We start from the raw sequence: 12388 nt of genomic DNA, 5'->3' as shown, positions 1-12388 counted from the left end.
CAAAAATTGTGATTGATTCATAATTGGTGTAAATTTACATCAAAATTGATCATCATGGCAAGACAAAGCATTTCATTTACCGAACCAAATGATGAATGGTTGAAAGCTCAAATTGAAAAAAAAGAGTATTCGAGTAAAAGCGAATTGGTGAACGACTTAATTCGTCAGGCAAGAAAACAACAAGTGCAAATTGACTGGATCAATGCCAAATTAGAGAAAGCAGAAAAAAGTGGATTTACCTCCGATAGTAAAGATGATATTCTAAAACAATCAAAGGCTTTACTTAATGGGTAAATACAAATTAAGTAATGAAGCTAAAGAAGATTTGATTCGTATCCATCAATATGGCGTAAAAAAATTTGGAGTAAACCAAGCTGATAAATACTTTGTCGCCCTCTTCGAACATTTCGAATTGATAGCAGAACAGCCGTTCACATTTGAATCCGTTGATTCTATCAGAAAAGGTTATCGCCGATGTGTTTGCGGTGTTGACGCTATTTACTACAGAATCAATGAAGACTGTGTTGAAATAATGGCAATAATAGGAAGACAAGATCTAAACCAAACCTTGTAAAAAATAAAAAGATACTTTTGCTAACTGTATGCTATACCGCCCTGTCTGCCCACGAGATATCCTCAAGAACAGGGATCACAAAAGTGAATTACCCGACCTTTAGCAACAATTAAACATTAATAAAGATAAATTAGTCCGGAAGAGATTCTTAGTGACTCCTCAATACCTTCCTTTGACAGGAACATTGAGTTAATAAAAGCACTACATGGCAAACTGATCCACAACTTTGAATGAATATTCTAAAATCATTATTTGTAAGGGCTTTCCGTTCGTGTAATCCTAAAACAGGAAGAATGATCTATTAATCATTCCCCACAAAATTGGCCCTGCCAAAAAATCTCCGATTCACGAAGTTATTGAGGTTAGAACCAAAACGATAATTAAATCCGAATCGGGTATCGATGTTATATGCCGAGGGCAGGGTTACCCTTCCGCTCAAAATATCCTGTTCGGTGAAATCTCCGGATGCCAGGTAGATCTGGTCCTTAACATAGTTGCCTTCTGCCCTTACATAAAACGAAAAATTCCCGGTGATACGGACTTCTGCCCTAATATTCAACCCTGTGGACCAAAAGTTAAAATCGTCCAGGTAATTTCTGAACCGATAGCCCACCTCCAGGTTTCCCCAACGTTGGTTGAGCCCCAGACTGGCTCTCAAACTATGGAGCACCCTGGTTTCATCAAGAGCACCGTAAATCGTTTCTTCTACGTAGTTATTATTCCTGACCTCAACCCCATAGTTCACTCTCAGAAATCTGGAGTTCTGCACTGCTTCCGGAAAAAAATTGTACTCAACAGCCGGTCTGAAGCTGGCCTGAAATTTATAATTAAAGCGGGTGTTCTGACGACCTGTAATATCATATCCATAAGACCATTGGGGTGAAATAGCTTTCACCAACTGGTGACTAAATCCAAATTCTGATACATCAAAATTATTCACAACTTCATCGATGATCTGGTTACCGTCTCCATCAAGAACCGGATCGCCATTGTCATCAACTCTTGGTTCTTTTTGAATCGTTCTTCTAAGTCTCTCATCTATTCTTCCGGATAAGGATATTTTCCATTTATCGGTGATACGGTTAATATTGATATCTCCACCAAAATTGATCTCACTGCTTAATTCCTCTAATTCAATGTTAGCATCACTACCCATATTAAAAACCCAATAATTCCAAGGGTCAACGCTTTCTTGTAAGGTATCTTCCAGCATATCGGAGTCAGTCTTCATATTGATTTCGACCTCCTCTCCGGCTATGGTTTTCGCAACGAACGGAGCCAAACCTAATTTGATAAACCGGGTTAGCTTTTCCCGCACTTCAAAGTCGGTGTCAGTCTGTTTATTATTTACATAAAGCGTGTCTGCTCTTCCCTTATGAATGTTTTGCTGGCCACTAAAAATCAGTTGATACTGTCTTCCACCACCACCGGATCTGTTCGTGTTGATCAATAGAAAGACATCAGCCTTTTGATTATCCCTATAGAAGTCAACTGCCGTAATTTCCGTCCTGATAAAATCCAGATCACAGCCTCCATCTCTCCGTTCACAGCCATCAATGAACACCCGGAGTTTATCGGGAGAGTTGTAATGATCAATTGATGTTTGACTGATTGCAGGAGTAATAGAGGAAAAAAATGTCAGAATCAATAAAAGCGGTATTAATCTCATTCGATCAGGGTTAATTCAGGTTGATAGGACTCTTCAGAGCTGGATTAGCAGCAAGATGACAACGATAAAATTATGTTCTACCGTTATGGCTTGAAAATAAATGAACCTTTTACAAGAAAAGGCAATAAAAAGATTATCGATTTTTTGCCGACAACAAATGTAAGAAAAGTGATTCCTATTCGGTAAGTGAATAGAGGTGAAAATTAATGGTTCAGATTATTCCCACAAAGAATACTTTTTTTAGTATAAAATGAAAACGCCAAAAGCAAATACGAAATAAAGTAGATCATGTTGCTAACCTCTTTCAAACATATTTAAAAATCAGGACAGTTTCTGGAGCCAAAGGTCCACTCTAGCCAGCCTCCCGAAGCCAAAGGACGCTTCTGAGCATAGAATAATTATTAACTAATATTATATACAGGGATTAAAAAAATCTAATAAATGATCAGTTGTCAACTCCGGTAACTCCCTTTCGTTTTACTCCATAAGACTTAACCGGTTATCTATATCCTTACAGGCTGCGCCGGTTCGTAAAGAAAAGACAACACCATGGTATTCAGAGACTCATGATGAAGAGAGTTGGAAGGTTTAGAAAACCTGACTGTTTTAAATTAATTTTAAAAAGATTCCTTTTTCACCACTTTCAAATAATAAAAAGCATATATTTGCCCCGTTCAAGAAAGAACACCTTTTTAATTGTAAGGTATTATTTAGTAATTAGTTAAAGAGTTTTTTACTCTTCTTTCCTTTTTTATTTCATCTTTACTTTATTTTTTTTAAGCACTTAAGAACGCTTTCTCTGGTTTGAATTTTACAATAAGCCACATGCCAGCTTCACTTAATTACTTTCCTTGGGCAAAATTCATTTATAATTTAATATTTAGTAAGATGCAAGAAGGCACCGTAAAATTTTTTAACGAATCAAAAGGATTCGGTTTTATTACCTCAAAAGAATCAGGAGAAGACATTTTTGTTCATTCAACAGGATTGATCGACAACATCAGAGAAGATGATAAAGTTCAGTTTAGAACTGAACAAGGTAAAAAGGGAATAAATGCAGTTGATGTAGAAGTTATTTAGTTGTTGTAAACAATAAAATATTTCATTTTTTAAGGAAAAGATTGTCTTCATAGGCAATCTTTTTTTGTTTTCAGCTATTTCAACTGAAGTACCTTACATCCTAACATCCCGGTACTACCCCATTTCTGGCAGTTAGCAGCATTATCTTTCTGCAATTTTCGTATATATTTCTTACCTTAAAAGTAAGAACAGGCTAATGCTCTGTGCCCGCTGTCCAGGTCTCCTCCCCTGCCGGCCGGTAGAATTTCCTACCTAACTGTGATTGCAGGAAGGCCATAAAATGGCCCTGCCAAGTCAACCGGTACGGCATATAACCCCGACTGCTGCAGCAAAGCTTAAAAACAGTACTCTGAATGAAAAAAACAACTTTTGAGATCCTCAAAATGAACTGCCCTTCTGAAGAGAATCTAATACGAATGAAATTAGATGGTTTTTCAGCTGTTAAACACCTCGATTTTGATATTCCCAACAGAAAACTTACCGTTTATCATGAAGGACAACTTCAAGAAATTGAACATTCAATTCTGGCATTAAAATTAGGTGGTCAAAAGGTTTCAACTGAAGAGGCAGTACTTCACGAATTTAAAAAGGATCAGCACCAAAAAAAATTATTATGGTCTGTTCTTGCCATTAATTTCACCTTCTTTATTGTTGAAATGGCTACAGGATTACTTTCCGGATCTATGGGTCTGGTGGCCGATAGTCTCGATATGCTTGCCGATTCATTCGTATATGGTATTAGTCTCTTTGCCGTTGGCGGGTCCTTGATCAGAAAAAAGCGAATTGCCAGGCTTGCCGGTTATTTTCAAATAATATTAGCCATCATTGGGTTTGCCGAGGTGTTACGCAGATTTTTTGGAGCCGAAAAGCTTCCTGATTTTACAACAATGATCTACATCTCCATTCTTGCTTTGATCGCAAACGGGATATGCCTTTACCTCCTCCAAAGATCAAAAAGCAACACCGAAGCACATATGAAGGCCAGTATGATTTTTACTTCGAATGATGTTATCATAAACGCAGGAGTAATTACAGCAGGGTTTTTAGTACATTGGTTAAACTCTAACAAACCAGACTTAATCATCGGGACCATTGTGTTTATCTTGGTTATTCAAGGCGCCTTCAGGATCTTAAAATTGGGGAAATAAAAGTACGTTGACTGTAACAACAAGACTTTACCTCGGCGCTGGCTTTTTGTAAGAATTGTTCTATTTTCTTTATCTTCAACTCCGAAATAAGATCAAGGCAATAGCCTCGATGTCTGGCTCAGAGCAAAATGAGCGCATTGATTAAACGTTGTATATCAATTAGAACCTGAAAAATAATACCGCCCAAAATGAATACCCTATCACGCTTTCTATCCCATATTGTTTTTTTCCTCATTATAAGTTCAACTATCGCTCAGGACTTTGACGCCTTGCAATACCGAAACTTAGGCCCCTACCGGGGAGGCAGGGTTACCGCTGTTGCCGGGGTGCAGGCAGCGCCGTCTACCTTTTACCTGGGAGCCACCGGAGGCGGGGTCTGGAAAACCGATGATTATGGAATCCATTGGAAGAACATTTCTGACGGCTTCTTTTCAACCCCTTCCATCGGGGCCATTGCCGTGGTACAAAACGATCCTAACATTGTTTATGTGGGAACGGGCAGCGACGGCTTGAGAAGCAACGTCATTGAAGGCCGTGGTATGTACAAATCGATAGATGGAGGCAAAAATTGGAGTTTTATCGGTTTGGAGAATGTCGGACAAATCGGAGCAGTAAGAATTCACCCTGACAACCACAATATTGTTTATGTAGCGGCTATTGGAAAGGCCTTTGAATCCAACCCTGAACGGGGCGTTTATAAAACAATGAACGGAGGTAAATCATGGGAGAAGGTATTATCCATTTCTGACGAGACGGGCATTTACGATATCGAGTTCTTAACCTCTAACCCTGAGATCCTGTTTGCTACAGCCTGGAAGGCCGAACGGAAACCCTGGACCATTATCAGTGGAGGCAGCCCTTCAGAAGGTGGCATTTACAAATCGGTTGATGGCGGAAAGAGCTGGGAGAAAATAGATCAAGGCCTGCCCCAAAAACTGATCGGGAAGATCGACCTGGCTGTATCCCAGGCCGATTCAAAGCTGGTCTATGCCCTGGTTGAAGCTCCCGGAGATGAAGGCGGTGTTTATAGATCTGTTGATCAGGGACGCTCATTCAAGCAGGTTTCCAGTCACGAGGGTATTCGTACCCGTCCGTTTTATTACACCAACCTGAGGGTGAACCCGAAAGACCCTAATGTGCTCTACTCTCTGGCAACGGGGTATTATAAGTCGGAAGACGGAGGAAAAACCTGGAAGCGGGTTTCATCACCTCACGGAGATAACCATGATATGTGGATGAACCCCGACAATCCGGACATATTTATTCAGGCTAATGATGGCGGTGCCAACATCACTTTGAATGGAGGAAAATCGTGGTCAACACAGTATAACCAGCCCACTGCCGAGATCTACCAGGTAGAGGTAGACGATCAATATCCGTATTGGGTATATGGGGGGCAGCAGGATAACTACAGTACCATCGCCGTGCCATCACAGGCTCCTTATGGTTTACAACAACCCGGCACGGGGTATATTATCAATACCGGAGGGTGTGAAACCGGACCTGCAGTACCAAAACCGGGCAACCACAATATTGTTTATTCCAATTGCAAGGGACGATTTGGGGTATATAACAAAGAAACCGGTACCGAGATGCAGTTTTATGTAGGAGCATCAAACATGTACGGTCATAATCCGAAAGATCTTAAGTACAGGTTTCAAAGGGTTTCGCCCATTCATGTATCACCTCATGACCCTTCAGTAGTGTATCACTGCAGCCAGTTCGTTCACAAAACAACCGATGAAGGCCAGACCTGGGAGATCATCTCCCCTGATCTTACTGCCTTCGAAGACGACAAACAGGTCATCTCCGGAGCACCCATCACCCGTGATGTAACAGGAGAGGAATTCTACAGTACCATCTATGCCATTCGTGAATCGCCTGTAAAACAAGGTATCATCTGGGTAGGCGCAAATGATGGCCCGGTTCATGTTACTCAGGATGGAGGTAAAACATGGACCAATGTTACCCCGAAAAAACTCCCTTCAGGCGGAAGGGTTGATGCCGTGGAACCTTCGCCTCATAACCCCGCAAAGGCCTACATCAGTGTATTAAGAAACCAGTTGGGAGATGCCAAGCCCTATATTTATAAAACCTCAGACTACGGTAAATCATGGGAGCTGCTTAGTGGTAAAGAAAACGGTATTCCTATGGACTACCCCACCAGGGTTGTACGCGAAGACCCTAAGCGGGAAGGCTTGTTATTTGCTGGTACAGAATACGGGATGTTCATTTCCTTTGATGACGGTAAGCATTGGCAATCCTTTCAACAAAACCTGCCCGTAACACCGATCACCGATATCAAGATTCATCGAGCTGATCTGGTAATGAGTACCATGGGTAGAGGCTTTTGGATCATGGATGATATTTCTACCCTAAGACAGTATACTACTGGGAGTACAGAGGAACACAGGTTATTCCAACCAAAAAATACGGTTCGCTATCGCACCCCTGCCGGGGCTTATAACAGTACCACCCCTGAATATCCGAATCCCTCCATTAAAATTGACTATTACCTGTCTGAGAAACCCGGACAACCTATTGCCCTTGAGATCAAAGATGAAACAGGAAAAGTGTACCACATTGTGAGCGATACTGCAAAGCTCAAGCAAAAAGATAAGGTAATACGGGATATGGCTACGGAAGATATCAGGTGGGTAACCAATAAAAATTTATCGACCAACCAAGGCTTGAACCGGTTCGAATGGAACTTCAGAAGTACCGGACCCTGGCATAAGCAGGCCGGAAGGCGTTACCAGAACGGGCCCATCGTACCTCCCGGAACCTATACTGCCACCCTCACTGTTGGAGGCTGGAAAGGCAGTACGGAATTCGAACTTTTGATAGACCCCAGAATCCAGGAAGCCGGGGTAACCGTAGAAGATATTAAAAAGCAAGCCGCCTTACAGCAAGACGTTATGGCATTACTGGAAACATCCAGGAAATTGGAAGACTCCCTGGAAAAAGAAATAAGCAAGACCAACGATGAAGCCAAAACAAAACAATTACAGGACGCGTTGAATAAACTCCAAACTGCTGAAGGGATCTATATGCAACCCAGGCTTACCGATCAAATATCCTATTTGTACAGTATGATCAACAGGGCCGATCAAATTCCCGGCAAGGATGCCTATGACAGGTATAAAGAGCTGGAGATTGAGATGAAGCAAATAAAGGAAGCCTTGGATTAAGTTTATAAAGGCTGCTTCCTCTGAAGATTTCATGCAATAGGTAGGTGATTTTAATTATATTACCCTTAGAAAACATGCTCCAGTAAGGAGGGTGGATGACATTAAGCATTGCGAAAAAGAAACGCTCATGAATTTAAGACTACTTCTATTAGCCGGAGTTTGCATGCTTACCACAGCATGCCGGGATCAAAAAAACGATACCCGGAAAACCACAGTAAACATCAGCTCAGAAAATCACTATGATCTGCCTGATAGTTTATCAACCCGAAGAATTTATTTTGTTCTGGACCTCAAGCAATCTGTGGCAGAAAGCAGTTGGAGCGATTTCGGCAAAAATATCACTGAAGGCACCTTGGTATACTTTCATGGGGATCGGGCTGAAGTTTTCTTTCCTACCCCGAAAGTCTTTAAAGCCCTGGAGAACTATGAGCAATACAGCGATGATTATTATGTAACCACAAGAGCAGACAGCATTCCTTATCATATGGAAGTAATGATAAGTTTTGATGAGGAAGATGCTTCCCGATTTTTCTACAAAAATCCTGTAGAGCTATATTCTTCTGTAGAAGAAATAGGCAAGTACATTCCATCAGTAGAGAGCACTGAAATGTGGGCAACCATGGTGCTTCATGAAATGTTTCACCACTACCAGTACAACAATGAAAATTACCGGGAATACGCCGAAACTGAGATCGGCAGTTTGCCTTTTAGTATCAGGGATCTGGTCTCCTTGGCAAGCGAAGACGAAGCATTCTCAGCGATGATCCAACAAGAGAACGATTACCTGATGCAAGCTATTTCAGAGGATGATATAGTTGTTCGTGATTCCTTAATTACCACCTATCTTCAGCAACGGCAAAGTCGTATTTCGGAATATAGTAAAGAATTCCCCCTCCTGGAGAAGGTCGAAAATTACTATGTTATTCAGGAAGGCTCGGCCAGGTATATGGAGTATAAAAGCATGTTTATACTGTCTGACTACGCGGGCAAAGAAACTCCACCTGTGATCGTGAATGACTCTCTGTTTAAATCCTATGCAGAATTTCAGGAAATCGATCTGAACGATCCTGCCTTTAGTTACCTCACCTATGCGGCTCCTTCAGATTATCACTACACGATAGGATTTAATATCATGCGTTTGTTGGATGCATTAAAAGTAGAATACAAATCAGAGCTGCTTTATCATCCGGAAAAAGGGTTGCATCAATATTTAGAAGACTACATGAATACGTTATAGAGTAATAGCTGAGGGGCGCGGTAACCCTTGTTAACTTATGTCATAGCAGGGATACAGCCTTAAAAAAAGAAAATAGCTACAAGCTATTTTTAAAATATTACCGGATACGACAATCGTAATATGTACCTTTTTCACATTAGAGCGTAATTATATCGTCTATCTATATCTGATCCTTTTTCATTATGCCACATATACTTAAAAATAACACCCTGGAAATACATCTTGATCTTCCATCAGAAAATTACCGGCACGCCCGTTTTGACTGGACAGGAAAAATTTCAACCCTAAGGTTTCATAACACTCCTCTGGAAAGTTTTGAAAGAGCTGATGGTCAAAATGCTCCCCATGTTGGAAAGGGACTTTACAATGAGTTTGGCATTGATAGGGCCTTAGGCTTTGAGGAAACCGAAATGGGAGGTTGGTTTCACAAAATTGGGGTAGGATTATTAAAAAAGAATAATTCCGAATATCGTTTTGACCGGGATTATGAGATCGATCCGGCCGATTTTGCAGTGAATGCAGAAGCCCACAGAGTATTGATCAGCTGCAGGTCAAAAACAGTAAATGGGTATTCCTATCTGTTAAATAAATCTATTGAACTTAATGACAACAGCTTTACCATTAACTATTACTTGGAGAACACAGGTAAAAAAGACATTATCACAGATGAGTATACCCACAATTTTATTGCAATTGATCAAGAGCCTATAGGAAACAAATACATTTTAAAATTTCCGTTTCAGATAAAACCCGAGTTATTTGAAGAAACCGTCAATCCTGAAGGCAAAGTAACTATAGGCCAAAATAAGATCAGCTTTAACAGCACACCCAAGGAGCCATTCTTTTTCAGCAATCTCACCGGAAACGAACTGGCAAAGGCATCATGGGAACTCGTAAACCTTCAAAGTAAGATCGGGATAAGTGAAACCGGCAACTTTAAAACTGATAAAGTGAACCTTTGGGGTTGGACGCATGTGATCAGTCCGGAGTTATTCATTAAAATAGTACTGAAGCCGGGTAAAACAACGGAATGGTCCAGAACTTATGAATTCTATACAATACATTAATAATTCAAAATTGAAATCTCAAACTTTGGTGGGTTGAAAATGTCAACTCCTTTATTTATTGGGCGAATGAGCACTGAAAGTCTGGTAATCAAGTAAAAAGTGACCTATGAAAAAAGCATTTAAAATAACCTCCATCACCTCAATACTCCTGTTTGGTATTGCATGGATACTCCATAAGACCACCAACCTAAACCTTTTTAACAGTGATATCAGGTTACTCCTGGTTCTCACTTATTTATTTACTTCTATGCGGTATTATCAAATTCAGGTACAGGAAAAGAATGAAGTCATTAAGGAACTGACATCAGGATTAGATGATAAAAATAAGACTTCAGTATAACAGGATTCCCTACTGCAGTTAGTAGTTCTTATTACTTGTCAAAGGAAGAATTTTTAATGACTCCCTCCGGTATTGCTTAAAGAATGAGATGGTGTTAATTAAAGGTACAGCCTCCAATCGAATACAATTCTTGCTCCCACATACCAGACATCTTTAAGCTCCACCTGTTCAGCCAATTCAGGAGCCAGGGTCTGGTTTCTCCACGGCACATCCACCCCAAAGGAAAACTGGAGTTTTAAAATAGCGCTTTGGGTGTTAGAGAATATACGGGTAGGTTGATACTCCAAAAACGGGAAATCCCACTTGGTAGACCGGTAGGCGACCAGGTAGGATTCATTGGATTCATTTCTCGGAATAATGAGCGATTCCTGAACCCGGTTTACGCCGTAAAAAGACACGCCAACCTCTCTGCCCAATACGAACTGAAAACGTCCCACAGGAGTTGACACCCCCAACTGCCAGGGAATAAGTCCGCCGTTACCGGCGGTTACCGCCATGCGTTGAAAGGTTTTAGGTGAAGACCAGGAGAGAATGGGAGCGAGTATGATCAGGTCTCCGGGAATGAGCCAGAACGGCAATCGAACCCTTAGGTTATAGGCAGTCCTCCCGGGAATGGTAGAAGTAACAGAACTACCCTCAAAAGAAGTGCTGGGGCCAAGAAACTGGCTGGTGGTGGGTGAGTCCTGCCGCAATCCAACCTGGATAAAGGCTAAACCGTCTCCGGCTTTGTTCATCACCCCATCCAGACCGAGTCCGAGAATCAGGTTGGCCTCGATACTTCCAATCACCGCAACCTCATTCTGCTGCTGTCCGAAACCTCCATCGAGTGTACCGGAGCCCACGGAAGAAGATACTCCCAGGAAGGGCCCAAGCTCAGCACGAAAGCGATCTAATTGTCCGAGCCCTTCCGATAACCTGGGCTTAGGTGTGCCCATCAACACCTCCCTGAGCATTTCATATTTAAAATCGATACCCGGTACATTATTATTAGAACAAACATTGAACGGGTCCGGAGTAATTTCCTCTTCAGTTGCCAGCATTACCACCTCACTGGAATCCTCCATAACCGTCAGGAACTGCTCAAGGCTTTTCCTGACGGCCCGGGCGGCCACCAAGGCATCTTCAGGTCGCATATAGGCATCTCCGGTAAGTACCAGGGGTTCGTTATCCCAGGTTTCCACCTCTAATCCGGATTCATTGTAATGATCGTGTGTGCCTTTGCGCTGGGCGGCATCCCCCCATGTACCGGCCACATGACCGGCAGCATACACATCCTCAATAAAGTGCAATGCAAATGCTTCATTAGCCAGGGCAGCAAGAAGAATGGCCGATCGTTGTTCCTGATCCAGAGCAGGCAATTTAGACTGTGCTGCTCTTTCCATGGCTTTCGTATGATAGTATGAATAAGCCGCCAGGGCATTAAGAGGCGCTCCCTCACGAAGACAGCGGATAAAATACTCCTCCATGGTTTCATCTACCCTGTCTCGTTCAAGAAGAAAGTGCACATTATTGGATCCGGCCCGGGTAGCATAATCCAGGTCTGCCCGTTGCAGGCGTATATCTGAATTCCTGATCGCATTGATGGTCTGATCCCTTCGTTTGGCTTCATTCAGATCAGTACGCAACCGATCGGCTATGTGGTCTACCTTTATTATCCAGTCGGTGTACAAAATAATATCTGTCATTTCCTGTGGAGAACAACTGTGGTCTCCGGCAATGGCTGGCCAGGAAGCCAGATCAATGAATTGAGAATTTAAGCTATGCCCCGGATCAATGATAGAAGCAGAAAGCCGGTCTTCATGCCCGATGCGAACCTGTGTCCATATATCTTCCAGGAGCTTATGCTGTTCGGCAGATAACTGCCGGATAGCCAAAACAGCGATCTCCCTGTGTTCCGGATATACCCATACGGCACTGGATTCAGGAACACGATCGGACCCCTTTACAGGCAAAAAGAATATCAATAGCCAAATAGATGGAAGCCAGCGAAACATAATAGTAGAATGAAATAGTGCTGTATTAAATATAAGCATATACTTCATATAACCTCCTTTAAATCAGAAATATAACACAATTAAAAGG

10 protein-coding genes are annotated in these 12388 nt (G+C 41.8%); 8 read left to right on the top strand and 2 right to left on the bottom strand.

What is annotated here, in order from left to right:
• Positions 1-54: 54 nt before the first annotated feature.
• The gene (locus tag E7Z59_RS06995) at positions 55-294 is read left to right on the top strand and encodes a ribbon-helix-helix domain-containing protein (protein WP_136335607.1); all 240 of its coding nucleotides are present in this window, start codon (positions 55-57) and stop codon (positions 292-294) included.
• The gene (locus E7Z59_RS06990) at positions 287-574 is read left to right on the top strand and encodes a type II toxin-antitoxin system RelE/ParE family toxin (RefSeq protein ID WP_136335606.1); all 288 of its coding nucleotides are present in this window, start codon (positions 287-289) and stop codon (positions 572-574) included. The genes E7Z59_RS06995 and E7Z59_RS06990 overlap by 8 nt, the downstream gene beginning before the upstream one ends.
• 301 nt (positions 575-875) lie before the next feature.
• On the opposite strand, the gene E7Z59_RS06985 is transcribed toward E7Z59_RS06990, so the two are convergent.
• Positions 876-2243, bottom strand: coding sequence for a TonB-dependent receptor (locus E7Z59_RS06985; protein WP_242015667.1), 1368 nt, complete (start codon positions 2241-2243; stop codon positions 876-878).
• Positions 2244-3131: 888 nt separating this feature from the next.
• On the opposite strand from E7Z59_RS06985, the gene E7Z59_RS06980 reads away from it, so the two are divergent.
• The 6 genes from E7Z59_RS06980 to E7Z59_RS06955 all read left to right on the top strand — a co-directional run bounded on the left by E7Z59_RS06980 (position 3132) and on the right by E7Z59_RS06955 (position 10306).
• The gene (locus E7Z59_RS06980) at positions 3132-3323 is read left to right on the top strand and encodes a cold-shock protein (RefSeq protein WP_136336299.1); all 192 of its coding nucleotides are present in this window, start codon (positions 3132-3134) and stop codon (positions 3321-3323) included.
• A 353-nt stretch (positions 3324-3676) separates the two neighbouring features.
• Positions 3677-4471: a cation transporter gene (locus E7Z59_RS06975; protein WP_136335605.1), complete on the top strand. Its 795-nt coding sequence runs from the start codon at positions 3677-3679 to the stop codon at positions 4469-4471.
• Positions 4472-4659: 188 nt separating this feature from the next.
• Positions 4660-7662 (top strand): WD40/YVTN/BNR-like repeat-containing protein, encoded by a 3003-nt coding sequence (locus E7Z59_RS06970; RefSeq protein WP_136335604.1) that lies wholly within the window; start codon positions 4660-4662, stop codon positions 7660-7662.
• 127 nt (positions 7663-7789) lie between these two features.
• The gene (locus tag E7Z59_RS06965) at positions 7790-8899 is read left to right on the top strand and encodes a hypothetical protein (RefSeq protein ID WP_136335603.1); all 1110 of its coding nucleotides are present in this window, start codon (positions 7790-7792) and stop codon (positions 8897-8899) included.
• Positions 8900-9081: 182 nt separating this feature from the next.
• Positions 9082-9966: a hypothetical protein gene (locus E7Z59_RS06960; RefSeq protein WP_136335602.1), complete on the top strand. Its 885-nt coding sequence runs from the start codon at positions 9082-9084 to the stop codon at positions 9964-9966.
• Between the two features lie 106 nt (positions 9967-10072).
• Positions 10073-10306, top strand: a complete 234-nt coding sequence (locus tag E7Z59_RS06955) for a hypothetical protein (RefSeq protein ID WP_136335601.1) — start codon at positions 10073-10075, stop codon at positions 10304-10306.
• 98 nt (positions 10307-10404) lie between these two features.
• Here the strand turns inward: E7Z59_RS06955 and E7Z59_RS06950 are convergent, their stop codons facing one another.
• On the bottom strand, positions 10405-12348 hold the full coding sequence (locus tag E7Z59_RS06950; RefSeq protein ID WP_136335600.1) for a hypothetical protein: 1944 nt from the start codon (positions 12346-12348) through the stop codon (positions 10405-10407).
• Between the last annotated feature and the right edge of the window lie 40 nt (positions 12349-12388).

The sequence above is a fragment of the Robertkochia marina genome (genome assembly GCF_004799345.1).
Lineage (GTDB): Bacteria > Bacteroidota > Bacteroidia > Flavobacteriales > Flavobacteriaceae > Robertkochia > Robertkochia marina.
Note: the sequence above shows the minus strand (reverse complement) of the source record. Positions and strands in the feature narration are given on the sequence as shown.